General features: G+C 67.4%; 38 protein-coding genes. All 38 read left to right on the forward strand.

Annotation, left to right across the window (positions count from 1 at the left end; all coding sequences use genetic code 11):
- Window positions 1-17: 17 nt before the first annotated feature.
- The 38 genes from OG474_RS09680 (at window position 18) to OG474_RS09865 (ending at window position 23,317) form a co-directional block, all read left to right on the forward strand.
- Window positions 18-1,163, forward strand: a complete 1,146-nt coding sequence (locus tag OG474_RS09680) for a hypothetical protein (protein ID WP_405061902.1) — start codon at window positions 18-20, stop codon at window positions 1,161-1,163.
- Window positions 1,160-1,957: a hypothetical protein gene (locus OG474_RS09685; RefSeq protein WP_405061903.1), complete on the forward strand. Its 798-nt coding sequence runs from the start codon at window positions 1,160-1,162 to the stop codon at window positions 1,955-1,957. Before OG474_RS09680 ends, OG474_RS09685 begins: the two co-directional genes overlap by 4 nt.
- A 38-nt stretch (window positions 1,958-1,995) precedes the next feature.
- The gene (locus tag OG474_RS09690; protein ID WP_405061904.1) at window positions 1,996-2,808 is read left to right on the forward strand and encodes a hypothetical protein; all 813 of its coding nucleotides are present in this window, start codon (window positions 1,996-1,998) and stop codon (window positions 2,806-2,808) included.
- Between the two features lie 22 nt (window positions 2,809-2,830).
- Window positions 2,831-3,079 (forward strand): hypothetical protein, encoded by a 249-nt coding sequence (locus tag OG474_RS09695; protein ID WP_405061905.1) that lies wholly within the window; start codon window positions 2,831-2,833, stop codon window positions 3,077-3,079.
- A complete protein-coding gene (locus OG474_RS09700) occupies window positions 3,079-3,264 on the forward strand; it encodes a hypothetical protein (protein ID WP_405061906.1) in 186 nt (61 codons plus the stop codon). Before OG474_RS09695 ends, OG474_RS09700 begins: the two co-directional genes overlap by 1 nt.
- 63 nt (window positions 3,265-3,327) lie before the next feature.
- A complete protein-coding gene (locus OG474_RS09705) occupies window positions 3,328-3,900 on the forward strand; it encodes a hypothetical protein (protein ID WP_405061907.1) in 573 nt (190 codons plus the stop codon).
- Entirely contained in the window at window positions 3,897-4,169 is a 273-nt protein-coding gene (locus OG474_RS09710) for a hypothetical protein (RefSeq protein ID WP_405061908.1), read from the forward strand. The genes OG474_RS09705 and OG474_RS09710 overlap by 4 nt, the downstream gene beginning before the upstream one ends.
- A 154-nt stretch (window positions 4,170-4,323) precedes the next feature.
- On the forward strand, window positions 4,324-4,914 hold the full coding sequence (locus tag OG474_RS09715) for a hypothetical protein (RefSeq protein WP_405061909.1): 591 nt from the start codon (window positions 4,324-4,326) through the stop codon (window positions 4,912-4,914).
- Window positions 4,915-5,129: 215 nt separating this feature from the next.
- On the forward strand, window positions 5,130-6,209 hold the full coding sequence (locus OG474_RS09720) for a hypothetical protein (RefSeq protein ID WP_405061910.1): 1,080 nt from the start codon (window positions 5,130-5,132) through the stop codon (window positions 6,207-6,209).
- A gap of 121 nt (window positions 6,210-6,330) precedes the next feature.
- A complete protein-coding gene (locus tag OG474_RS09725) occupies window positions 6,331-6,723 on the forward strand; it encodes a hypothetical protein (RefSeq protein ID WP_405061911.1) in 393 nt (130 codons plus the stop codon).
- 213 nt (window positions 6,724-6,936) lie between these two features.
- Window positions 6,937-7,266 carry a hypothetical protein gene (locus tag OG474_RS09730; protein ID WP_405061912.1) on the forward strand — a complete coding sequence of 110 codons (330 nt, stop codon included), beginning with the start codon at window positions 6,937-6,939 and terminating at the stop codon, window positions 7,264-7,266.
- Complete coding sequence (locus OG474_RS09735; RefSeq protein WP_405061913.1) at window positions 7,263-7,925, forward strand: RNA ligase family protein; 663 nt, start codon at window positions 7,263-7,265, stop codon at window positions 7,923-7,925. Before OG474_RS09730 ends, OG474_RS09735 begins: the two co-directional genes overlap by 4 nt.
- Window positions 7,926-8,055: 130 nt before the next feature.
- On the forward strand, window positions 8,056-8,289 hold the full coding sequence (locus OG474_RS09740; protein WP_405061914.1) for a hypothetical protein: 234 nt from the start codon (window positions 8,056-8,058) through the stop codon (window positions 8,287-8,289).
- 20 nt (window positions 8,290-8,309) lie between these two features.
- On the forward strand, window positions 8,310-8,651 hold the full coding sequence (locus OG474_RS09745; protein ID WP_405061915.1) for a hypothetical protein: 342 nt from the start codon (window positions 8,310-8,312) through the stop codon (window positions 8,649-8,651).
- Window positions 8,651-8,887 carry a hypothetical protein gene (locus tag OG474_RS09750; RefSeq protein WP_405061916.1) on the forward strand — a complete coding sequence of 79 codons (237 nt, stop codon included), beginning with the start codon at window positions 8,651-8,653 and terminating at the stop codon, window positions 8,885-8,887. Before OG474_RS09745 ends, OG474_RS09750 begins: the two co-directional genes overlap by 1 nt.
- Window positions 8,884-9,216 (forward strand): hypothetical protein, encoded by a 333-nt coding sequence (locus OG474_RS09755; RefSeq protein ID WP_405061917.1) that lies wholly within the window; start codon window positions 8,884-8,886, stop codon window positions 9,214-9,216. The genes OG474_RS09750 and OG474_RS09755 overlap by 4 nt, the downstream gene beginning before the upstream one ends.
- 93 nt (window positions 9,217-9,309) lie before the next feature.
- A complete protein-coding gene (locus tag OG474_RS09760) occupies window positions 9,310-9,696 on the forward strand; it encodes a hypothetical protein (RefSeq protein WP_405061918.1) in 387 nt (128 codons plus the stop codon).
- Between the two features lie 7 nt (window positions 9,697-9,703).
- On the forward strand, window positions 9,704-10,273 hold the full coding sequence (locus OG474_RS09765) for an ATP-dependent Clp protease proteolytic subunit (RefSeq protein ID WP_405061919.1): 570 nt from the start codon (window positions 9,704-9,706) through the stop codon (window positions 10,271-10,273).
- Between the two features lie 10 nt (window positions 10,274-10,283).
- On the forward strand, window positions 10,284-10,508 hold the full coding sequence (locus OG474_RS09770; RefSeq protein WP_405061920.1) for a hypothetical protein: 225 nt from the start codon (window positions 10,284-10,286) through the stop codon (window positions 10,506-10,508).
- Window positions 10,508-10,744 (forward strand): SPOR domain-containing protein, encoded by a 237-nt coding sequence (locus OG474_RS09775; RefSeq protein WP_405061921.1) that lies wholly within the window; start codon window positions 10,508-10,510, stop codon window positions 10,742-10,744. Before OG474_RS09770 ends, OG474_RS09775 begins: the two co-directional genes overlap by 1 nt.
- A complete protein-coding gene (locus tag OG474_RS09780; RefSeq protein WP_405061922.1) occupies window positions 10,741-10,920 on the forward strand; it encodes a hypothetical protein in 180 nt (59 codons plus the stop codon). Before OG474_RS09775 ends, OG474_RS09780 begins: the two co-directional genes overlap by 4 nt.
- A 165-nt stretch (window positions 10,921-11,085) precedes the next feature.
- Complete coding sequence (locus OG474_RS09785) at window positions 11,086-13,647, forward strand: phage/plasmid primase, P4 family (RefSeq protein ID WP_405061923.1); 2,562 nt, start codon at window positions 11,086-11,088, stop codon at window positions 13,645-13,647.
- Between the two features lie 10 nt (window positions 13,648-13,657).
- The gene (locus tag OG474_RS09790) at window positions 13,658-13,924 is read left to right on the forward strand and encodes a hypothetical protein (protein ID WP_405061924.1); all 267 of its coding nucleotides are present in this window, start codon (window positions 13,658-13,660) and stop codon (window positions 13,922-13,924) included.
- A gap of 109 nt (window positions 13,925-14,033) precedes the next feature.
- Window positions 14,034-15,269, forward strand: coding sequence for a DNA cytosine methyltransferase (locus OG474_RS09795; protein ID WP_405061925.1), 1,236 nt, complete (start codon window positions 14,034-14,036; stop codon window positions 15,267-15,269).
- Window positions 15,266-17,191: a DNA polymerase gene (locus tag OG474_RS09800; RefSeq protein WP_405061926.1), complete on the forward strand. Its 1,926-nt coding sequence runs from the start codon at window positions 15,266-15,268 to the stop codon at window positions 17,189-17,191. Before OG474_RS09795 ends, OG474_RS09800 begins: the two co-directional genes overlap by 4 nt.
- 200 nt (window positions 17,192-17,391) lie before the next feature.
- Window positions 17,392-17,703 carry a hypothetical protein gene (locus tag OG474_RS09805; RefSeq protein ID WP_405061927.1) on the forward strand — a complete coding sequence of 104 codons (312 nt, stop codon included), beginning with the start codon at window positions 17,392-17,394 and terminating at the stop codon, window positions 17,701-17,703.
- Window positions 17,704-18,020: 317 nt separating this feature from the next.
- Window positions 18,021-18,851 carry a hypothetical protein gene (locus tag OG474_RS09810; protein WP_405061928.1) on the forward strand — a complete coding sequence of 277 codons (831 nt, stop codon included), beginning with the start codon at window positions 18,021-18,023 and terminating at the stop codon, window positions 18,849-18,851.
- Between the two features lie 199 nt (window positions 18,852-19,050).
- Window positions 19,051-19,335: a hypothetical protein gene (locus tag OG474_RS09815; RefSeq protein WP_405061929.1), complete on the forward strand. Its 285-nt coding sequence runs from the start codon at window positions 19,051-19,053 to the stop codon at window positions 19,333-19,335.
- Window positions 19,332-19,775 carry a hypothetical protein gene (locus tag OG474_RS09820; RefSeq protein WP_405061930.1) on the forward strand — a complete coding sequence of 148 codons (444 nt, stop codon included), beginning with the start codon at window positions 19,332-19,334 and terminating at the stop codon, window positions 19,773-19,775. The genes OG474_RS09815 and OG474_RS09820 overlap by 4 nt, the downstream gene beginning before the upstream one ends.
- Window positions 19,772-20,113 (forward strand): hypothetical protein, encoded by a 342-nt coding sequence (locus OG474_RS09825; RefSeq protein ID WP_405061931.1) that lies wholly within the window; start codon window positions 19,772-19,774, stop codon window positions 20,111-20,113. Before OG474_RS09820 ends, OG474_RS09825 begins: the two co-directional genes overlap by 4 nt.
- On the forward strand, window positions 20,110-20,499 hold the full coding sequence (locus OG474_RS09830) for a hypothetical protein (RefSeq protein ID WP_405061932.1): 390 nt from the start codon (window positions 20,110-20,112) through the stop codon (window positions 20,497-20,499). Before OG474_RS09825 ends, OG474_RS09830 begins: the two co-directional genes overlap by 4 nt.
- The gene (locus OG474_RS09835) at window positions 20,496-20,732 is read left to right on the forward strand and encodes a hypothetical protein (RefSeq protein ID WP_405061933.1); all 237 of its coding nucleotides are present in this window, start codon (window positions 20,496-20,498) and stop codon (window positions 20,730-20,732) included. The genes OG474_RS09830 and OG474_RS09835 overlap by 4 nt, the downstream gene beginning before the upstream one ends.
- A gap of 136 nt (window positions 20,733-20,868) precedes the next feature.
- Window positions 20,869-21,480 (forward strand): hypothetical protein, encoded by a 612-nt coding sequence (locus tag OG474_RS09840; protein ID WP_405061934.1) that lies wholly within the window; start codon window positions 20,869-20,871, stop codon window positions 21,478-21,480.
- On the forward strand, window positions 21,480-21,773 hold the full coding sequence (locus OG474_RS09845; protein ID WP_405061935.1) for a hypothetical protein: 294 nt from the start codon (window positions 21,480-21,482) through the stop codon (window positions 21,771-21,773). Before OG474_RS09840 ends, OG474_RS09845 begins: the two co-directional genes overlap by 1 nt.
- Entirely contained in the window at window positions 21,770-22,102 is a 333-nt protein-coding gene (locus OG474_RS09850; RefSeq protein WP_405061936.1) for a hypothetical protein, read from the forward strand. Before OG474_RS09845 ends, OG474_RS09850 begins: the two co-directional genes overlap by 4 nt.
- Entirely contained in the window at window positions 22,099-22,773 is a 675-nt protein-coding gene (locus OG474_RS09855) for a hypothetical protein (protein WP_405061937.1), read from the forward strand. Before OG474_RS09850 ends, OG474_RS09855 begins: the two co-directional genes overlap by 4 nt.
- On the forward strand, window positions 22,770-23,150 hold the full coding sequence (locus OG474_RS09860; RefSeq protein WP_405061938.1) for a hypothetical protein: 381 nt from the start codon (window positions 22,770-22,772) through the stop codon (window positions 23,148-23,150). Before OG474_RS09855 ends, OG474_RS09860 begins: the two co-directional genes overlap by 4 nt.
- Window positions 23,147-23,317: a hypothetical protein gene (locus OG474_RS09865; protein WP_405061939.1), complete on the forward strand. Its 171-nt coding sequence runs from the start codon at window positions 23,147-23,149 to the stop codon at window positions 23,315-23,317. Before OG474_RS09860 ends, OG474_RS09865 begins: the two co-directional genes overlap by 4 nt.
- Window positions 23,318-23,323: the final 6 nt, after the last annotated feature.

A 23,323-nucleotide genomic window follows, 5' to 3' on the forward strand; every position in this document is an offset into this window, starting at 1 on the left:
GAAAGGGAACCGGCCTCGTGCCTGATCTGTTTTCGTTCGCCTTTGCGTCGCGGCCGGTTCCTGACCCTCCGACACCCCGCGCCCCCGCGGCCTACCTCTGGTTCGGCTGCGACCTCGTCACGGGCACCATCGTCGAGGAACTCCCCTTCGTTGCCTCCGGCCCCCTTCAGTCGCTCCTCGGCGCCTACACGTCCGGCGGCGGGGAACTCACCCTCGCGGATTGCCCGCCGAACTGGGAACGCGCCACCGACCCGATGCGCACGATGCTCGTGTGTGTCCGCGCCGACGACCTCGTCCCTCTATGGGCGGGGATCGTACTCGGCCGAAAGGGGGGCTCGGCCAACACCGTCACCCTCCCCCTCGCGACGCTTGAGTCCTACTACGACCGCCGCTTCGTCGGCGACCTCGCCGAGGTCAACCGCAACGCCGCTCAGGTCCTCATCGACCTCTTCTACAGCGTCGACCACATCAACGGCCTCGGCCTTCAGTACGCGGTAGGCACAAGCTCCGAGACCGTCACCCGGACCTACACCGACGTCTCCGACCAGACCGTCTACTCACAGGCAACCGAACTCATGGCCTCGTCTGGTCCCGAGTGGACGATCGAGATCCGCTGGAACGCCACCCGCACCGGCTTCGACAAGTTCCTCCGCGCCAGGGATCGCATCGGCACCGCGTCGGCCACACCCCGCGCGGTCTTCGACATGCCGGGTTGTGTGACCGCCTACGAGTTCTCGGAGGACTACACCTCCTCCAAGGGCGCCAACCACATCACCATGTTTGGCGACGGTGAGGGCGACACCCGGCCGACGTCCGGCCCGCAGGACGCCACCGCACTCATCGCCGCCGGCTGGCCGCGAGTCGAGTACCGCGCCACCCGCTCCGGCGTCGTCGAGGTCCCCACCCTCATCGACCACGCCCTCTCTCAGCTCGCCTGGAAGGCCAAGGGCGCTCAGATCTTCACCGTCACCGCCAACGCCACCGACGGCCCGCTCCTCGGCGTCGACTGGTTCCTCGGCGACGACATCGCCGTCGACGTCGCTTGGTCTCCGCGGCACCCGAACGGCATCACCACCCGCGCCCGCGCCATCGGCTGGGAGCTGGACACCACCGGCGCCGGCACCGTTACCCCACTCCTGCAAGAGGAAAGCGACGACGCGTGAGCAAGTTCGAAGACATGAAGCCGAACGACCACACCTCACTCCTCCGGCGTCTCGAAGACCTAGAACGCCAAGTACAGCAAGCCCAAGCCGCCCGCCGACTGGAGGCCGCCACCATCGGCCGCGGGGGCATCACCATCAAGGGCGGCGCGATCATCCTCCAGGACGTCGACGGCCGCGAGATTGCCCGCATGGGAATCCGTGAGGACATCCCCCACGACCCCGACGGCAACCCTCAACCCGGCTTCATCCTCCGCCGCAACGACGGCTCCCTCGCCTTCGCCCTCGACGACCCCAACCCCAACGACGGCAGCTATCGCCAGCTCCTGAAGATGCAAGATGCCCAAGGCAACGTCATCTTCTCCGAGGACACCATCTCCGGATGGGGCCTCGCGACGCCGACGCACTCGCTGCCCATGTACCCATCATTCGACCCCGTGGTCTGGCCCGGCACCACCACCAGCACCGCGGGCGTTTGGGCTGGGCTGTGGCTGAACTACATGCCTCTGTGGAACCCGATCCTCGAGATCGGCATCTCCACCTTCGCCGAGGCCGCAACGACCGGCGGGCGTGTCCGCGTCAGCCTGAACAGCATCCAGGTCGGCTCCGACATCGTCGTTGCCTCCAACACCTTCGTCGACCAGAACTTCACCGTCAACGTGCCCACCTTCGCTCCGTTCACACCGGGGCAGGTCGTGCAGGTCCTCATTGAGGGCCGACAGAACAGCGCCACCGCCGGGAAGGTCAAAGCCTGCCCGTCCTGGATCTACGGCTCGGGGTCCTACGGGATTCTCTGACGCCGCCGCCCACCTACGAAAGCACCCCGCGCAACACCATGGCCAACTACATCATCTTCGAGGGCTTCCGTCTGGACGCCCGTTCACGCGACATGCTCATCGAGGCGCGGCGTATCTGCACCGCGCCTCTCTTCATCACCCAGGGCGGCTACAACAACGGCGCCGTCCCCGCGTCCGCCGGCACCCACGACGGCGGCGGCGCGCTCGACATCCGCGCCAAGAACCTCACCGACACTCAGATCGCCGAGGCAATCCGCCGCCTCCGTCAGGTCGGCTTCGCCGCGTGGCACCGCACTCCCGCACAGGGCAAGTGGGTAGAGCACATCCACTGCATCGCCGTCCCGCCCGTCGGCGCCAAGACAACTGTCCTGTCCAAGGGCGCCGCGAACCAGGTAGCCGCGTACCACAAGGGACGCAACGGCCTTGTCGGCAACGGCAAAGACGACGGCGACCAGCTCTACGTGAAGAACACGTGGGAGTCCTACAAGGCGGGCCTCAACCCGAAGACCGGCGAACTTGTCTCCCTCGGCGCGATCGCCTACGCCGCGAAGGGCGGCTACTTCCACAGTAGCCAGAAGCCCGCCGAGGACGACGCCCGCGCCGTCGTGCGCTGGATGAACCGCCAGGAAGTCGTTTCCGACAAGGACCTCCGCATCTGGGAGCGCTTCATCAGCGAGGCGAAGGGCGCCGACACCAAGGCCGCCTGGACTCTCGCCGGCAAGCAGTACGCCGGGATGGTCCGCCGCTATCAGGTCCGCTTCGGCCTCTTCCCCGACGGCGTCGTCGGCACCAAGACCAAGGCCCACATGAAGGCCATGCTCGCCAAGTACTCGTTCCGCGTCGTTGCCTGACGCAAGAAAAGGACCCCGCATCATGCTCGACAAGATCCTGAACGCCCTCAAGTCCAACCCCGTCCGCGTCCGCATCTACACCGTCGCCGCCCTCGTCGTCGGCTATCTCCTCGTCCGCGGCGTCGTCAGCCCGACGGACAAGGAGTTCATCCTCTCCGTCCTCGGCATCGTCCTCGGCACCGAGACCGCGCGGGCGGGCGTCTCGCCGGTGCTGCCCACCGACGACGCCTACGCCGACGAGCACGCCGTACTAAGCGACGAGGCCGAGTAATGGGCGACGAAGACACCGTCGTCGAGCGCCTCGCCCGCATCGAGACCAAGCTCGACGTCTGGCACGCGGCGCAGGCGGACCACGAGTCCCGCCTCCGCCGGCTGGAGCGCGCGGTGTTCATCGCTACCGGCTTCGCCATCGCAGGCGGCGCCGGGCTGTCGCAGCTCGTCTCGCATCTGGTCTGAGCAGTCGCCGCCAATCCCGCACACCTCCTAGGGAGACCACCATCTAGGGAGACCCGCGGACCAATGGCAACGCACCTCATCGGACTACTCGGCCGGAAGCGCTCCGGCAAGGACACCTTCGCCGCCCGCCTCGTCGAGGCTCACGGCTACAAACGCTTCGCCTTCGCCGACAACGTCCGTCAGGCCGCGCTTGACCTGGACCCCTGGATCTTGCCCGCCGGAGATGACGAGGACTTCCGAGCCTTGCGGCTGTCCGAACTAGTCAGCATGTTCGGATGGGAGCTTGCCAAGGACTACGCGGAGGTGCGCCGCGTCCTCCAGAACTTCGGCACCGAGTCCATCCGGAAGCTTGACCCTGACTTCTGGGTTCGCACGGTGATGGATGCCGTCGACGCCCACGACGGCCCCGTCGTCATCACCGACGTCCGCTTCCCGAACGAGCACCATTTCGTGCAGGCGCGGGGCACCACCGTCCGCATCACCCGCCCGGGTCAGGACACCGACACCCACATCTCGGAGACCGGCCTCGACAACGTCCTCACCGACGCCGTCATCCGCAACGACCGCGACGTCGCCATCCTCAACCGGAAGGCCGACCTCCTCGCCGCATCCGTCCTCTGGGCGGCTGAGCGGTGAGGCTGCGCGTGGTGTGGGCCGCCCTCGCAGCGGTCGCCCTCTTCTGGGGGATCTTCTTCGCCGCCCGCCACGACTGGGCACAGGCACCCGTCGAGGGCACGGTAACCGGACTGCACTACGAGCCGGAGCATGGACGCCCCGCCCACAAGACTCCTGAGTGCTTCCGCGTCTGGGTCCGAACCTCCAAAGGCACTGAGGAAACGGGGTGCGCCCCCGAGCCCGAATACCGCCGCCTCCAGGTCGGCAGTTGGTACCGCCTCCTGCACTAACCCAAAGCCCCCGACACCGTCACCCTCGGTGTCGGGGGCTTTTTCGTTATAGTTCCGGGGACTAGTCACGCGGAGGTTGCGCGTGGTCCTTAGGGTGTGCAAACTGTAGCTCCGAACCTACGGCCGCGTAGGGAACTCTACAGAAGGGCACGACGTGGCTCGCAAGTCGCAGGAGCGCCTCATCGACGACGCCGCCGGCGCGCTCCGGGAGTACTACGCCGGAGGCAGGAAGGACGCTGACCTTCTCAAGGCAGCCGCCGCGGACCTCGTCGAGCTGCGTTCCCGCTTCACGCGCACCGCCGACGGCCTACCCGACTGGAGCGGACACACCGGCCCGTACCGCACCGCAGTCGGCGAGATCTACAGCCGTGCGGGCCTGAGCGCCGCCGAGCGGGAGCCGTTCCGGAAGACGTTCGCCTACTGGGTCCGTCTCGCCCTCGACGACCGCGGCATCCCCTCCGAGGAGCTGACGGCCAACGGCATCAAGCCGCTCAACCCGAAAGCGCGGCAGACGAAGAAGCGGACCACCGACGCGGCCATCGCGGCGACCTTCGCGCCCGACACGACGGCCGCCAACCGCGTGGTCTTCGCCGAGCGCCTCCTAGCACAGGCGGCGGGCGAGGACATCGCGGCCCTCGCCCCCAGTCACCGTCAGGTCATCCGAATCGCCCTCGACAACATCGCGGAGCACACGGAAAACCTCCGGGGCGCCGTCGCGGGGGACCCCAGCGCTGATGCGGGGTAGCAGGTAGCAGGGGGTTGCAGCCTTATTCCTACCTCTTTACTACGCTCCCTCGCATAGAAAGAGGTGGGATAAGGGTGTAACCCACCTGCTACCTGCTACCCAGCCCCCGGCCGCACCCCGCGTCCGGGGGCTTTCGCATGCCCTGTTGAGAAGCCTCACCCAATCCCGCACACCTCCTCCTTGGACCTCACCTCCCCAAAGCCCAAGGAGCCCTAGTGGCAGACCCATTCTCGACCGTGCAGACGGAACTCCCCCGCGACCGCTGGGGCCGCCCGCTCATCACCCCTCCCGACGGCGGCGACCCGGTCGCCTACACCCGATGCACGACCTTCGTCGGCTGTCTGGAGGACACCTACCACCTCGGTCAGTGGCAATTGCGCATGGCCGTCCTCGGAATGTCCCGCCGCAAGGACCTCATCCTCGCCGCGTCCGCCATCGACGACCCCACGGACCAGTACCAGAAGCGCAAGCTCAACGACATCGCCAAGGCCGCGAAGGATGCCGCCGCCGGTGACGCCGCGGCGAACACCGGAACCGCCATCCACACCCTCACCGAACGCATCGACAAAGGCGAGGGGCTCGGCGACTACGTCCCGGAGGAGTACCTCCCTGACCTGAAGGCATACGCCGACATCACCAAGGGCCTCGCTTACGCCGAGATCGAGGGCTTCTGTGTCAACGACGCTCTCCGCGTCGGCGGCACCTACGACCGCATCCTCATCTTCACCGCGGAGTTCCTCGACAACTTCGAGCGAGTCAACGGCTTCCGCCTCCGCTGGCCCGGCCGCAACGCCCTCGGCGTTCTCACTCCCCAAGGCGGCGAGGAAATCCAGCCCGGCGAGGCCGCAATCGGCGACGTCAAAACCGGTCACGTCGACCTCGGCCAAGGCAAGATCGCCATGCAGGAAGGCGTCTACGCCAACTCGGTCAGCTACGACCACACCCTCGGCACCCGGTCGCCGCTCCCCGGCAACCCGTCGAAGGAGTGGGGCGTCGTCGTCCACCTCCCCGCGGGCACCGGCTCGGCGCGCCTTCTGTGGTTCGACATCGCCGCGGGATTCGAGGCCGCGTCCACCCTCGCCAAGGGCGTCCAGGGCTGGCGCAAGCGCAAGGACCTCACGCACGTCTTCGCCTCAACCTCGGTCACCGTCCAGGCCGGCCCGACCCTCGTCGAGCAGATCAAGGCCGCGACGTCGTACACCGCGTTGCAGGGCATCTACGCCATGAACTCCGCGAAGTGGACGCCGGGCCTCACCGCCCTCGCCACGGAGCGCCGCGCCGAGATCGAAGGCTGAGCCTTACAGGGCTGACGAAACTCCCTGCTCTGCACCGAGAAGCTGTGCCCAATCCCGCACACCTCTCCACTGAGCCGCCGCCCGGCCGCTCGCTAGCAAGAGCAACGGAGAACACAACAGCATGAGCAGCGACGATTTCGGCCAGCCGTCCGACTCCGCCGGCATCACCTGGTCTGACCTCAAGGGCGCCCTCGTCCTGGTCAAGGTGCACGAGGCCAACATCGCCATGAAGACCGACTTCGGCGAGACCACCGCGGTCCGCGCCGACGTCATCGTCCTCGACGACAAGGGCGAGAAGGTCGACGCGGGAACGGAGTTCCTGGACACCCTCATCTTCCCGAAGGTGCTCCAGTCGCAGGTCAAGAACAAGGTCGGCGGCATGGTCCTCGGCCGCGTCGGTCAGGGCGAGGCGAAGCCGAAGCAGTCCCCGCCGTGGAAGCTCTCGCCGAACACCGAGGCCGACGCCAAGGTCGCCCGCGAGTACCTCGCGAAGTCCACCGAAGCGCCGTTCTGACCGGCGTCCCCCGCTAGACCGCGCGTCGCGGAAGAGAGTCCCAGCTAGTGCCGCACCAACCACGCGGACCGGATCGGCTGGGCGGATATGGGATGCCGTGGCTCCGCAAGGAGCAGTGAGTTCGAATCCACCATCCCGCGGCGCGCAACCCCAACGCCCCGCTCGCCCTCACCCGGCGGGCGGGGCGTTTCCCCTTTCTTGTAAGGAGCCACGGTGTACGAGAAGGCAATCAAGAACCAATACGGCGACGGCGTCTCCGTCACCGTGGAAGACGACGGCTTCGTCTGGCTGTCGGTCTCCGACCACGGAGAGGTGTGCTCGGACGACCTGATGCCGACCACCGCCCGGAAGATCGCCAAGGCCCTCAAGCGCGCCGCGAACGTTGCCGAGGGCAAGCCCGCCAAGCAGCCGAAGTCCGTCCAGGACGTAGACGGCGACCGTTGGTACCTCTGTCCCAACGGCTTCTACAGCCTGACCAAGGACAGCGACGCCGCCCGGTCGACCCTCGACTTCATCGCCGAGGCTTACGGGCCTATCCGGTGATCACCTTCCAAGCCTGGCCAAAGACCCCGCGCCTCTTCCGCGACATGGTCGTCACCGAGAAGCTCGACGGCACCAACGCCGCGGTCATCATCGAAGACGCGTGGGATCACCTCGACGACAGTGGGCGCTCCTTCGGCGCCTATCACCTTGAATACATCAAGAGTTGGGTCGCTCACGACGCCAAGGTGGTCGAGCACGACGGCCGCATCTACCTCGTCGGCGCGCAGTCCCGCAAGCAGCTCGTCACTCCCGGCAAGTCCACCGACAACCACGGTTTCGCCGGTTGGGTCTACGAGCACGCCGCCGACCTCGTCGCGCTTCTCGGCCCCGGTCGTCACTTCGGCGAGTGGTGGGGCTCTGGCATCAACCGCGGCTACGGCCTCACCGGTGGCGAGAAGCGCTTCTCCCTCTTCAACGTCAACCGCTACGCAGGGATCTCCGGCGTCTTCAAGGACATCGACCTCGTCCCGACGCTTGCCGAAGGCCCCTTCGACCTCGACGACGTCCGCCACATCCTCCGCGAGCTGGAGAAGAACGGCTCCTCCGCCGCCCCCGGCTTCATGCGTCCCGAGGGCGTCGTCGTCTACCACACCGCCGCCCGCCAGACCTTCAAGGCCCTGATCGAGAACGACGAAGCCCCGAAGGGATCGGCCTCGTGATCCACCCCGACTCCCTCGCTGTCATCAACCCCACCTCGGGCCTCGCCCCCAACGAGACCGTCTGCCCGACCCACCACCTCACCTATCACCAGCCGCTCGGCGAATGCCCCGAGTGCAGAGACGAGCGCACATGACCACCCGTCAGACGATCCAGCACAACACCGGGCAGACCTTCCCCATCGCCGGTGTCCTCGGCGTCGCGTTCGTCGTCCTCAAGCTGGTCGGCGTCATCCACTGGTCGTGGTGGCTGGTCCTCCTGCCCTTCTACGGCCCGACCCTCGCTGTCCTCGCCGTCGTCGGCGCCATCGCTCTGGTGGCTGGCCTCTTCTACGCCGCGTCCCACGTCGTCGGGCGTCGCGGATGAACCTCCCCGACGCCGCCCCCATGACTCCGGAGCAAGCCGCCTGGCTCGCCGGCCTCCTCGACGGCGAGGGGTGCTTCGACATGACGCACTCCTCGCCACGCCTCCGCGTCAAGATGTCCGACCACGACGTGATCATCCGCGCGGCCACCCTCATGAACGCCCGCGTCCACGCAGAGCCACCGCGTCAGCCCCATCACAAGCCCTGCCTCGTCGCCCAGATCCACGGCGACTCCGCCGTCGCCGTCATGCGCGCAGTCCTCCCCCACCTCGGCGCCCGCCGTACCGCGAAGGCCACCGAGATCATCCTTGCCCACAGCAACCGTCAGGCGGTCCGGGCAACCCGACACCTGAAGGCGGCGTGATGCAGGTCGACGACTCCGGAGCCCTTCGCCAATCAGAGCTGGACCGAATGGCCGACGTCCTCCGCGCCCACGACTACAGCGTCGTTGCCCCCGGCACCGAGACCATCACCATCCCGCGCGCCGAGTTCGATCTTCTCAAGGACGACGAGAAGACGCTCCAGCTCCTGAACAACGCAGGCGTCGACAACTGGGAGTGGTACGGCGAGGCCCTCAACCACCCGGAGGACTACGAGTGACCGCCCGCGAGATCGGGCGCGAGACCTCCACCAACCTAGTTGAGATCCGCACAGTTCTCTCCCGCGCCGAAACCGCCCTCGGCAACCTCCACAAGATGCAGACCGCGGGGCACTGGGGCTACCGCATCCGCGTCGAGGCTGGAGAGCTGGTCTTCGCCTGTCCCGTAGAGCACATGGACTGCCCGCAGTACGGCGAACGCGGCTATCACACGGAACGTTCGTGGCCCGACCCCGACTACGAGGAGGCCAAGGCCATCCTCGCCGACACCGTCCGGCGGCTCCAGAAGTTCGCCCGCACCGGACGCCCACGGAAGGCACGCAATGAGTGAGCACATGACGTGGCCCGACGTCGCCGCTATGGCCGTCTTCGCCGTCCACACCCTCTGCATCATCGCCGTCTGTGCGTGGGTTCGGGTGCGTCGATGACCAACCCCAACAAGGCCAAGGGCTCCGCGTTCGAACTCGCCATCTTCCGCTACCTCTTCGAGGTCTTCGGCCGCCTCGTCCGTCGCCCCCACAACGAGGGCTTCAAGGACGTCGGCGACCTGCACCTCTCGCCCTTCGTCATCCAGGCAAAGAACTACGCCGACGTCGCCACCGCCCTCAACATCGGCCTCGCCGGCGCCGAGGTGCAGAAGGTCCACGCGGGCGAGCGGTGGGCCGTCGTCGTCATCAAGAAGCGCAACGCCCACATCTCACAAGCCCGCGTCTCCATGACCTTGGAGACCTTCCGCGAGGTGGCCAAGGAACTCCACGACCTCTCCAAGGTCTCCGAGGACTACGACAACTACCGCCGCGATTACGACTAGGAGCGCCATGAAGATCCCCAAGGCCGTCGGCCGCGTCCTGGAGCGCCTCATCTCGGTCGCCGAGGACGACACCACCCTCCGCACCTACGTCTTCGACTCCAACGTCAACGTCCGCTCTGTCAGTGCTTGCCTGAAGCAACTGAACGAGTGGGCCGCCGCCTCCAAGGCCCCGATCGAGATCGTCCTACACTCCCCCGGCGGCGACGTCGATTCCGGCTTCCGCTTCATCGAAGAAGTCCGCCACCTCCGCCGCACCCACACCGTCACGACCCGCGCCTCCGGTCTCGCCGCCTCCATGGCGGGCCTGATGCTCCAGGCCGGATCGGTCCGCAAGATCGGCCACGAGTCCACGCTCCACCTTCACCCGCCGTCTTCCGGTGTCTGGGGCAACGTCCACGAGATCCGCGAGAAGGCCGACCGCCTCGGCCTCATGTACGACCGCATGATCGCCCTCTACGCAGGTCGCGGCAACCTCTCCGCCGACGAAATCCGCCGCGAGGTCGACTCCCGAATCGACTGGTACATCCCTGCGCGTCAGGCCATCGAACTCGGCTTCGCCGACGAACTCTTCAGCTAGGAGACCCACCATGGAACGCAGCTTCCCCCGCGTCGAACTCCCCGGCGTCGACCGCGACGAGGCCAAGGCGCTGAAGGACCAGCTCGCCGAAGCCAGCATGTTCCGCTTCCGCTACACCCGCGCCCTCCTTGCCCTCGGCAAGCACATCTACCGCAACACCGTCACCGGCGACGAGCGCAAGTCCCGTCGCGCAGCGGGCAAGCGCCAGCGTGCCGGACGCCGGGCGGTCCGCTGATGGCACGGCTGATGCATGTCACGTCCCCCGAGGTCTTCCGCGCCATCGTGACCACATCCACGGACGGCCGCCCCGACTTCGTCCTCATCTACGGCCCCTTTGAGGACAAGCGCCAGGCGTCGGCGGCGATCACCCGAGCCAAGCGAGACCCACAGCGCTGGTACTACGGCGACCCGAAGCCCACCGTCACCGGCACCGTCCAGCGCGCGGCCCTCGTCTGGGAGGACGTCGAGTGATCGGCTACGGCAACGTCGCCGTCTACCCGGCCAACGGCGGCCCGCCCGTCCGGTACAGCGGAGCGCGGTACGCCGTCCACGAGGACGGTGACCTCTCCGTCCACACCACCGCGGTCAGCACCGCTTCAGTGTGGGCGCGCGGGATGTGGCAGCACGTGGAAGCCGCGCCCGAGTGAACGAAGACCAAGACCCACCTCCGCCCTCGTGGACGACCTGCCCCCTCCCCGTCTGCCGAGGAGTCGTCCACGAGCGCGCGGAGGTCACCGACGACGGAGACGTCCAGCCCTATTACTACTGCTCGTCCTGCGGGCACCTCGTCTAACAAGGAGACCACCGCCACTATGGCCGACCCCTTCGCCCAGCCCGACAACGGCACCGCGGGAGCCCTAACCCTCGCCGACTTCCTCGACCGCTTCTCGGAGGTGGACGAAGAGGCCAACGGCTACGCCGTCACCTGCCCCTCCCACGACGACTCCACCCCCACCCTCCGCGTCATCTACAACGCCGAGCGCAAGCTCATCGGCCTCAAATGCCGAGCCGGCTGCAAGACGACTGACGTCGTGGCCGCCCTCGATCTCTCCATGTCCGCCCTCTTCAACGTCGAGCCCGGCGACCTCGCCAACGTCCGCGCAGCGGGCGGTGTCCCCGAGCCCGTCGGCATCGCGCACAAGGCCGCCCTCCGGATGTACCTGGACAAGGCCGCCCGCCCCGTGGCCGACTTCCCGGCGGCGCCACAGGGCGTCCCGGCGATTGACTACGTCTTCCACCGCTTCGGCATCGTCCATGAGCAAGCCGTGGCTCTGGGCATCGGATACGACGAGGGCGCGACGCCGTCCGGCATCGTCTCCCTCTCCCGTGAGCTGTATCGCGACACTCCGCGTCTAGTGGTTCCCTTCAACGACTTCGACGGCCACCCGCACTACCTCCAGGCTCGCGCCCTCGACCCGGCGTACGCAGGTCGCGCCAAGTGGTCCGGACCCGCCAACCCTGACGGTGCCTCATGGGGCCGATACGGCTGGTTCCCCGGCGACCTCCCTTGGGACGAGGTCATCGTCACCGAAGGCCCCGGCGACGGCCTCACCTCCGTCGGCGCCGGATACGACACGCTCCTCATCCGCGGAGCCGCCATCGGCCTCACGGACGAAGTCCTCGCCGACCTCGCCGCGCGCTTCCCCGACAAGACCTTCATCCTTGCCGGAGACAACGATCGCGGCGGCCGTCAGTTCAACCAGCTCGTCGGCGAGCGCCTGACATCCGCGGGCCTGACCGTCCACGTCCTAGAGATCCCCGCCGGCGACCTGTCGGAGTGGCGTGAGGCCGATCCGGACGCCTTCTATCCCGCGCTCACCGAGGCCATCAGTTCGGGAAAACCGTGGATTCCGGCGGCAGCGGAACAGCCCAATACCCCGAACACTCCTACCCGCACCGACCCCGCCGAGGATCAGCTCCCGCACACCGAGCTTGCCAACGCGATCCGCCTCGCCCGTCGTCTCAACCACCACCTCCGATACACACCCGCCCTCGGCTTCCTCGTATGGAACGGCGCGGCGTGGGAGATCGATAAGCGCAGCTCCGTCCGCGCCGCCGCGCAACAGTCCGCGATCGACCTCATGACCGAGGCCCTCGCCATGCCCCGCGACGTCGAGGGCTCACCGATCGCCAAGCGCCGAGCCGCCGCTCTCCGTTGGGCGCACGACTCTCAGCGGTCCCGCGGCATCGAGGCCGTCATGAACGAGGTCAAGGCCCTCCCCGGCATCGCCGTCGACGCCGGTGACCTCGACACCAAGCCCGATCTCCTTGCCTGCCGCAACGGAACCATCGACCTCCGCACGGGAGAACTCAAGCCCGCAGACCCGAACGACCTTCTCACCAAGGCCCTGCACATCGACTACAACCCGGACGCCGAAGCCCCACGCTGGACGTCCTTTCTCGCCGAGTGCTTCCCCGACAACGGCGACGTCGTCGACTATCTCCGCCGCCTCGTCGGCTACGGCATCACCGGCTACTCAACGGAGCAGTGTTACGTGATGCTCCACGGCAGCGGCGGCAACGGGAAGTCCGTCTTCACTACCGCGCTGTTCGACGTCTTCGCCCCCATCACGGCCAACGTCGGCATCGAGACCTTCCTCACCGGCTCAAACACCGCGGACGGCTCGTCCTCCTCCCCCGACGTCGCCGCCCTCCGCGGCTCCCGTCTCGTCCTCACCTCCGAGGCCGAGGCAGGCGCCCGCATGGCCGAAGCCAAGATCAAGCGCCTCACCGGCGGCGACCCCGTCACCGCGCGCCACCTCTACAAGGAGGCGTTCACCTTCATGCCGAGCTTCCTCTTGATGCTCAGCACGAACGCCATCCCCGAAGTCCGCGACAACTCGGACGGCATCTGGCGTCGGCAGAAGATCGTCGAGTGGAAGCAGCAGTTCAAGGGCAAGCGCAAGGACTCCGGCCTCTCCGCCAAGCTCCACGCCGAGCGAGAAGGCATCCTCGCGTGGGCTGTCCGCGGCGCCATCGAGTGGTACCGCAGCGGCCTCCTGGAGCCCAAGTCCGTCACCGACACCGTCAACGGCTACCAGGCCGAGGCAGACAAGCTCTTGGAGTTCTACCCGGGCTTCCTCGTGCACGACGAAGAGTCGTGGATGTCCCGCGCCGACCTCTACAAGGCGTACGAGGAGTGGTGCGAGAACGAGGGCAACAAGCACCCGTGGCGCAACGCCACCCTCTACCAGGAGATCACCACCCGCGAGGGCGTCGAGCAGACCGGCCGCAAGGGCGTTCGGGGCTTCCGCGGCCTTCGCCGGCGCCGCCCATCCGAGGCAATCGAAGATCCGCGAGAAGCAGACACCGATCCCGCACACCTCTCTGTCGACACCGAGAACGCACCCGACCTCGACACCTTCATCCCGTAGGAGACCACCAATGCCCCTGATCAACCGGGACAAGCTGAACCAGCCCCTGACGTTGGAGGAGCGCGCAGCCTCGGCCGCCGCAACCACCGAGGCCGCCCTCGTCGTCTTCGCCAACGCGGCGACCGACCTGGAGACCGCCGCCGCCGAGCTGGACGAGTTGGCCGACATCCACGGCTCCGAAGCCGTCAAGCACGAAGACTGCGCGGATGGGGCACGCACCGCCGCCCGGCGCAACCGCGAGCGCGCCAGCAAGATCCGCGAGTCCTTCACCTTCTGATCCTCGTACGAGGACCACCGCCCCGCGTCCTCGTACGCGGACACCCAAGGCCCCCGGCCCGTCATCACGACGGAGTCCGGGGGCCTTTCTTCATGCCTAGGGAGGCACCGTGCTCCACCACGACGCCGAGGTCGTCGACCTCTTCGCCGGTCCCGGCGGCTGGGATCACGCTGCCGCTCGGATGGGCCTTGACGCGGTTGGTATCGAGTTCGATCTAGCCGCTTGCCAGACCCGCACCGCTGCCGGACTGCACACGATCCACGACGACGTACGGAACTACAGCGTCAAGGACTTCCCGAATGCGCGAGGTCTCATCGCCTCGCCTCCTTGCCAGACCTTCTCTACAGCGGGCAAGGGCGCCGGACGCCTGGCACTCGACGCCGTACTAGCGGGCGTCGCCGCTCTGGCCGCGCGAGAGCACATGAGCTACGACGTGTTCTCCGACTACCGAACGGCCCTCGTACTGGAGCCGCTCCGGTGGATCATGGAGGCTCACGACTGGGGCCGGCCCTTCGAGTGGATCACCCTTGAGCAGGTCCCCACCGTGCTTCCGATCTGGGAGGCGTACGCCGACGTCCTCCGCGTCCTCGGCTACTCCGTTGCCACCGGCAACCTACAGGCCGAGCAATACGGCGTACCGCAAACCCGCAAGCGCGCCATCCTCGTAGCCCGCCTGCACGGGGAGGCGACACTCCCCGGTGCAACCCACTCCAAGTACTACGGCCGCAACCCCGGCAAGCTTGATGTCGGCCTCCTGAAGTGGGTCTCCATGGCGGAGGCTCTCGGCTGGGGAGCTGGCGACCTCGTGGGCTTCCCGCGCCTCGCCGACACCGACCGCGTCATCGCCATCGGCGGCGTCGACTATCGCTCTCGCGATCTGCGGCAGGCGGACGTCCCTGCGCAGGTAGTGACCGAGAAGGCTCGGAGCTGGACCAGGTTTCCCGACGCCTACGTAGCGGGTACCCAGTCCCGCGCAACGGTCCGACCCGTCGACCATCCCGCGCCGACGATGGCCTTCGGTCACGATCCCGCTGGCGCCCGTTGGGTCTACCGAGGCAGCAACCAAGCCCACGCCGCTCGTCGACCGCTCCATCACCCAGCGCCGACGGTGAACTTCGCCGAGCGCGCCAACAAAGTCGAGTGGATGCCGGAGGCAACAGCCTCAGATCCGAAGGCGTCGGGGGTCCGCGTCACCGTCCAGGAGGCCGCCGTCCTTCAGTCCTTCCCCGCTGACTACCCGTGGCAAGGCTCGCGGACCAAGCAATACCAACAGGTTGGAAACGCGATCCCCCCCCTTCTCGCCGGTGCTGTTCTCGCCTCTGCACTCGGAAGGAGTCCTGAGTGAAGACCTTCACGCACCGCGTCTCCGGCACCGAGTGCCTCATCCACTTCCCCGAGACGGACAACGACGTCGCCGGGTTCACCGAGTTTCTTGCCCGCAATACCAACCGCGTCCTCGGCCTCGACACCGAGACCACCGGCCTCCACATCTACGGCGCCGAGTTTCGTTGCCGCCTCGTTCAATTTGGCAGCGAGACTGAAGCTTGGGTCCTGAACGTCGAGCGATTCAGCCTCTACGTACGCGCCGCCCTCGCCGACCGCACCAAGCAATGGGTCGCCCACAACGCGCCCTTCGACCTTCTCGTGCTGGACCGCCTCGGCCTCGCCTCCCTCGCCGACCTCGGTCCCCGCGTCTTTGACACCAAGATCCTCGCTCACCTCTGCGACCCGCGGATGGAGCACGAGGGCGGCACCGGCCTCGGCCTCAAGCCGCTCTCCGCCATCTACGTCGACCAGAACGCCGAGGACACTCAGGCGGGCCTCTACAAGATCTTCCGATCGGAGTACAAGGCAACCAAGGAGACCGGCTGGGCTCTCATCGACATCGACCACCCGGTCTACGTCCGCTATGCCGGCCTCGACGTCATCTACGCCTGCCGCCTCCTGCGCGAACTCGGCACGCTGATCAAGGGCAACGGCCTCTCCAAGCTCGCCCACTGGGAGCACCGCGTACAGCTCATCACCACCGCGCAGATGAAGCGCGGCCTCCTCATCGACGTCGGGTACACGACCAACCTCGTCGGCGAGCTGACCGCCGAGGCCGACAAGTTCAAGGACGTCGCCGCCCGGTACGGCGTCGAGAACGTCAACTCCAACGCCCAGATCATCGCGGCCCTCCAGGGCATGGGAGAGGAGTGGTCAGAGAAGACCGACGGCGGCGCCCCCTCAGTGGGCAAGGACGTCCTCCTTCCGATGGCCGACCTTGACCGCGACTGGGAGCGCATCGAGGCCCGCGACCCCAACCCCGTCGCCGACGCGGTAATCAGGTCGAAGCGCGCGGGTAAGTGGTCCAAGTCCTATGCACAGGCGATGCTCGATCGCCGCGACTCCAACGACCGCATCCACCCGGACGTCAAAGCGCTCGCCGCCCGCACCGCCCGCATGTCCATCTCCAACCCGCCACTCCAGCAGCTCCCCTCCGGCGACTGGACCATCCGCCGCGCGATCATCGCCGACCCCGGCAACCTGATCGTTGCCTGCGACTACAGCCAAGTCGAGATGCGCGTCTTGGCCGCGCTGTCCGGCGACCCCGCTCTCCTCGCGGCAATCCGGTCGGGCGAGGACATGCACACCTTCACGGCCAAGCTCGTCTACGCCGCCGCGTGGCCGACCATGTCCGACTCCCAGAAGGCCCGCGCCCGAAAGCTCTGCAAGGCGGTCGGCTTCGGCAAGGTGTACGGCGGCGGCGCGGTCACCATCGCGAAGCAGACCGGCGCCCCCATCGCCGACGTCAAGGTCGCCATTGCGGCCTACGACAAGACCTTCCCCGGCATCAAGGCGTACGGCCGACGGCTCCAGCGCGCGGCCAACTTCGGCGGCCACGAGGTCGTTACCCCGTTCGGCCGACACCTCCCGCTAGACCGCGATAGGGCGTACGCGGCAACCAACTACGTCGTCCAGTCCACCGCCCGCGACCTTCTCGCCAAGGCTCTCATCGACATCGACGAGGCGGGCCTGTCCGACCACATCCTCCTACCGGTCCACGACGAGCTAATCGGCCAAGCCCCGATCGCCGACGCCAAGGACTTCGTCCACGAACTCGGCCGCCTCATGGACTCCACCTTCAAGGGCGTTGAGATCACCTCAGACCCCGAGGTCTACGGCGAGAGCTGGGGCGCCGGCTACGGCTGCAAGCGCGACGACGCCGGTACCTGCCGCGTCGACACCGACCACCCCCACCACTACGGCTACGCACACGCCGCCTGAGTTGCATCAAGTTGCAGTGCACAACCACTTGCCCTACTGCGCGGTAGGCGCTAGCTGACGATCTGTCAGCTTCCAAATGTCAAGACAATTCAGACAGTTACGTGATCCATGTCACAAACGAGCGATCGATTGATTATCGGCCGTGGCCGAAATTGTCCCCGCCACGGTCTAACCTCGACCTATTGAGAGCACAACCACAGATGACCACGACGATTCAGGAGAGCTACGCCGCTCTCATCCACACTCTCCGTGATCTAGAGAAGGTCCTCGGGCCGGCAGTGGCAGCGCAGTACTCGCCGCCGCCGGGGGGAACCGGGGAGGTTGCCCGCAACGGCATCCCCAACCCGACTCTCGACACGGTCATCGACCCGCGGCGCCTCGGGCTATCGGAGGCGGTTCGGGCCACCAGCTCGACTCTCGCCCGCATCACCGGCGAACTCACCGAACAGCGCATCATCCTTGCCGCCGCCCTCACGCGGTGGGAGGGCCACGAGGGGGGAAACTCGGAATGACATCAGAAGAACTCGTCGCCGCCCAGGAGCTGTACGACGAGATGGCCGCCCAAGCCGACGCACTCATTGAGGAGTTGCTCTACGCAACCAAGGCGTAGCTCCTTGCATACTTAGCATCCCCTAACCGCCGACACCGATCCTCCCCGGTGTCGGCGGTTTGTTGCATCCGGCCACCTTGTGACTCAACCGTGACCCGACCCCCGCTCCGAAGACCGTTGCTTTAAGCGCTCACTTGGGCGCATACTCGGGGCACGCGGAGGTTTTCCGTGGAAGCGCGGATCTCGCGCTCGTTACCCACACCCTGGAGGTACTTCGTTATGCCCAATTCCACCATCATCACGGCAAACCTCCGCGTCGAGCACCTGGACCTGATCATCACCGCCCAGTCCAACTCCCCCGCCGCCGCCGGCGCCCTCGAAGACCTGACCATCGCCTACGCCCCCGCGATCCGGGCGGCCTCCCACGCGAGCAAGGCGCTCGATTCCGACGACGCCTACCAGGTGGCGGCCGAGGCGTTCGTCCTTGCCGTCCGCAACTACGATCCGGACTCCGACCTCCCCTTCGCGGCAACCGTCTCCTCGATCCTCCGCGCCGCCGTGCTCCGTGAGGCCCGCGCCTCCGACCTCGTCCGCGTCAAGGACAACACCGCAGCCAAGTACTGGCGGCTCATGCACAAGCACAACATGGACGCCAACGCGGCGTACGAAGAGTGCCTCCACGAGGTGAACGACTTCACCTCCGCCACCTTCCTCGCCGCACACGCGGCCCTCGGCGGCGTCGAGACCTTCGACCCCCACAACAACGAGGCCGACGTCATCCTCGCCGACCGCGCCCCTCAGCCCGACGACGCCATCATCCGGGCCGACTACGTCGAGTGGCTGTACACGCACGTCTCCGACGTCCAGGAGTCCATCCTCCGGCTCCGCTACGGCTTCGACGACCTCGCCACGGCGAACCTCCTCGCGGCCTGGAACGAAGACAACGCCCACATCCTCTACCCGCTCGGCGAGGTCCTCGACGACGCCCGCGTCGGCGACGTCATCGACATGCCCCGCGCCACCGTCAACCGCCAAGCCCACAAGGCCCTCGACGCGATGCGCGCCGCGGACGCCGAAGCACTCGCCGCGGAAATCGCCGCCGAGCAGTGAGAAGTAGCGGGGGCTCCCGCACACCTCACCTGCAACCAAGCGAACCACCAACTGCACAAGCCACAGCAACAGCGCAGCAAGGAGCCACCACCATGTTCGACACCACCGAGTACGACGCCCTCACCTTCGAGGACCGCGACGAGGTCGACGCCCAGAACCACGAGGCGGCCCTCGCCATCCTGATCGACGGGAACGAGTGGTGAACGCCGCGAGCCGCGCCCTGATGGGCGAGTCGATTGCCGCGACGCTGCACTCCGCCGGCGCCCCCGAGCTGCCCGACCACCACATCTACCGCATCAAGCAGGAGACCCACTCGGACCACGTCGTCCGCGTCGAGGTGCGCCGCTTGAACGACCGCGTCGGCTCCACGTGCCTCGCCTGGTCCACCTTCTCCCTCCGCGACGGCGGCACCGCCGTTGACGCCGTCGTCCGCGCCTGCACCGAAGCCCACGCCGAAGCCTTCCCGAACGGAGCCGTCGCATGACCAGCTATCCCGCAGACACCCTGGGCGAGTACCAGGACGACGACGGCACGATGCCCGCGAACGTCGCCTCGCTGTCGGAGGCCGTCGTCGGTCACCGAATCGTCAGCGTCGAGAAGGGCGCCAACGTCCGTCAGCAGCTCGACCCCGACGAGTACTACTGGCACGGCAACACCGGCACCGTGATCACGCTGGACAACGGCGTCCGGGTCGGCCTCATCGGCACGGGCGACTGTTGCGCATACACCGAGCTGGAAGCATTCCTCCTCCACGCCGACCAGATCGACCACATCATCACTGGCGTCGCCACGACCGACGGCTACACCAAGTGGCACATCTTCGCCGACATGGGCGACGTGCTGGAGCTGACCGTCGGATGGTCATGCGGCAACCCGTTCTACTACGGGTACGGCTTCGAGATCGTCGTGAGCGACCCGCAGTGAGCACCCCCGGCAACGGCGCAACCGCCCGCGTCATCTCCAGCACGTCGGGCAAGGAGTGGTACGGCGAGGTCCTCGTCTGGGGACCTCGCGGCGAGCCGTTCCTCCGCGACGCCGAGACCGCCGAGGTCCGCTGGTTCCCGCGCTCATGGGTCAAGGACGTAGCCAACGCTCCCGCGGGCTGGACGCCGCCGCCGTGCTCATGCAAGCCGCCGGAGACACGCGGATGGCCCGAGCCCGAAATCCTCGACGCCGGCGAGCCGGACCGCGGATGTCACCGCCACGGCGACCCGCAGGTCGTTGCCTCCAGCATCCTCAAGGCCGCGAGGTCCCGCGCATGAGCTTCTTCGGCCGCCGCGAGCGGCAGGTCACCTACACCTGCCCGGGTTGCGGCAAGTGGCAGCTCGACGTCAGCACCGCCACCTTCAACACCGACCAAGCCGCCATCTCCGCCGCCCTCACCGAGCACCGGAAGGAGTGCCCCGAGTTGTCCGCCATCTATGCACGAGCCGCCGCACGTCAAGCCGATCAGGAGGTTCCCGTGGCACCCGCACTCCCCGCGTCCACGTCGCTCGAAGCGATCGAGGCCGAGATCACCGAGCTTGCCCTGAAGGCGTCCCGCAACGGCCGCGCCGCCCGCGAGTACGTCTCGTGGCACGAGCGCATCAACGAACTCCTCGACTGGCGCGACGAGGTCAAGGCCGCCGAGCCCCGGGAGACGCCGTGAGCCGTCTCCGCGTTCGCAAGCTTCGACACAACGAGCACCCTCTCAGCGTCGGACGCTGGATCGTTCAGTTCACGGATCAAGAGGATCTGGCTCCGTTCTGGTCCTTCGTCGACCACGCCGGCGCCCTGAAGTTCGCGCTATGGAAGGTCGGCCGCATCCGCAACTACGGGATGTTCCACGCCGGGACGCCGCACGACTGGCCCGGTGGCGTGGAGGTGCTGACCCTCCGTTGAAACGAGCTCCGCCCATCGTCCTCCCCCGCCCCGCACCTCGGACCCACTGTCCAGCGTGCGGGGCGGTTCTCGTCTGCGCACCATCCCTGCCCGTCCGCTGGATCTGCCCGAACGGCCACCCCAAGGAGACCACCGAATGACTGAGTTCAAGGTCGGCGATCGCGTCGTCGTCGAGGCCCCCAACTACCCGGAATGGAACGGCCGCGGGACGGTCATCAACCTCCACGACGGCGACCCTAAGGTCCGCTTCGATCGAGTGCGCCTGCCGGTCGGCACCTTCCGCCCGGAGGACGTCCGTCTCGTCGACCCGCCCTTCGACCCCGACATCACCATCCCCGCGGTCAAGCTGGACATCACCCGCCGCGCCCACTGCGCTCGCATCGCCCGGGACATCCTCGGCGACGCGGCGGACGTGTACGACGTCGTCACGCTGGCGGAGTTCCTCAACGGCCACGAGGCACCGTCCATCTCCGCAGCTATGGACGTTGCCGGACGCAACATGTCCGCGGGGCTCATTGTCGGCCTCGGCGAGGGCGCGAGGAGCTTCCTCCCCAGCGCCGGCGACCCCGAGCCCTTCCGCTACAAGATCACCGACTCCGACGGTGTTCCCATGACCGTTGACGGCTATGTCGTCACGGGCATCGGGGCACACGCGGTAGTTATCCGCGCAGGCGGCGGCGACCTCGTCGGACTCACCAAGGGCGACGCCATCGACCTCCGCGACAAGCTCACCGGATTGCTCGGCTGATGGGCGCATTCGACGACGCCGTCGCCGGACTCGACGACCTCGCCGAGATGACCTCCGCGGTCTTCGACGACGTCAACCCCGACGACGTGATCCAGGCCAAGGACGGCGACGGCGACACCATCACCTTCGCCTACTTCGTCCGCTCCCTCGCTGACGTCGACGAGGGCGCGGTCGCCGGCTTCCACCTCCAGACCACCGCGCCCGGCTGTGTGCTCTCGATCGAGGCCGCCGAGTACCTCGTCGAGTACTTCCAGGAGCGCATCCTCCGCGCACGAGAGGCAGGACTCGCATGACCACGCCCTACCCCACGGCCGACGAGCACCGCCTCCGGGCCAACGAACTCCTCGCGCAGGTCTACCGCGACGACTACGCCCCCAGCCACCCATACCGCGTGGACATGTTGCACAGGGCAACGGTTCACGCGCTGATGGGCGCCGGTCCTGCCCCGCGTCCCGAGGTCATCTACGTCAACTTCCACGACGTCGACGAGGCGCAGATCGCTCAGTTGGTGCAGGCAGTCGCGGAAGACGTGAGCACGACGCCGACGCCCAGCAGTAATGCACCCCAGACACCGCGCAAGCGCGCCGCCAAGAAGACCGCCAGCAAGGAGACAGCGAAGTGAGCTTCAACAAGGACACGAACATCCCGACCCTCGACGCCGATCGCATCTTGGGACTGATCGGCCCGTGGCCCAAGAAGGATTCCGCCTACGTCACCGTCGTCAGCACGGGTCGCAAGCATCACCGCTTGGACCGCGACGGCGCCCGCGCGCTGCGTGACGCGCTGTCCGCTGCGATCGAGGAGCGCGACGCCGCGGAGCACCCGCCGGAGCCCAAGATCCCGAGCCACGGCTACAACGTCGGCGACCGCGTCGAGGTCTTCGGCTACTGCGACGAGTGGGACGGCGTCGGCACGGTCGTCAACACCGACTACCTCTCGCGCTATCAGAGCCTGCTCATCGCGTTCGACGGCGTCCGCCGTGCTGCCTTCAAGCAAGGGGGCTTCGGCTTCGGCCTGGAGTACGTGCGTCCGTACACCCCCGACTACGCCGCCCTCGCCGCCGAGTTCAAGCCGGGCGACACGGCCATCGTCAGCGACAACCCAGGCACCAAGGCCGAGCCTGGCAGCGCCTATGTGTCCCCCATCTTCTACGGCAAGGCCGTGAACGTCATCGACCACCCGGACCTCTCCGGATTCCACAGTCGCGGACAGGTCCTAGTTGCCCTCGGCAACGGCGACACCAATTTCGTCCACGTCGCCCACCTCGCCCGCGCAGTGGCGGTGCCGGCGTGAGCACCGTCATCAAGAACTTCCGTGACCAAGACAGCCTCCTCGTTGAGCGGGCCACCGCCTACGAGAACAAGGGCGCCGTCGTCTACATCGCAGAGATGAACAGCGGCTGGCTCACCCGCGAGGGTGCAGTCGCGATCATCGCCGCCATCACCGAGGTGGTTGAGGCCGCGGACGCCCGAGAGGCCGAGGCGGCGCGGAAGCTCAAGCGTGGCGAGCAGGTCTACTGCGACGGCAGTCCCCGGGCGACACGGACAGTGGTCTCCGACGAGACACACGACGGCTACGTCGACGTCGTAGTCACCAACGGGGAAGGACTGGTCGGCCACGGTCGGCTCCTGACGCGGTCAGACGCCTCCTACTACACCCGCATCCCGTGATCCTCTACACCCTGTGCGTCTGCGGGGGCGCCTTCCTCGGCGGCCTCGCCACCACGCACCTGCACACCGTCATCACCAAGTGGCGTCGCGAGCGCACCACCTCCCGCGCTCGCGCCCTCGTTCGCACTGCCGAGTACCGAGCCGGCGACCCCTTCCGTCGGCTGTGACCAAGC

The organism is Kribbella sp. NBC_01505 (assembly GCF_045040285.1).
Taxonomy (GTDB): Bacteria; Actinomycetota; Actinomycetes; order Propionibacteriales; family Kribbellaceae; genus Kribbella.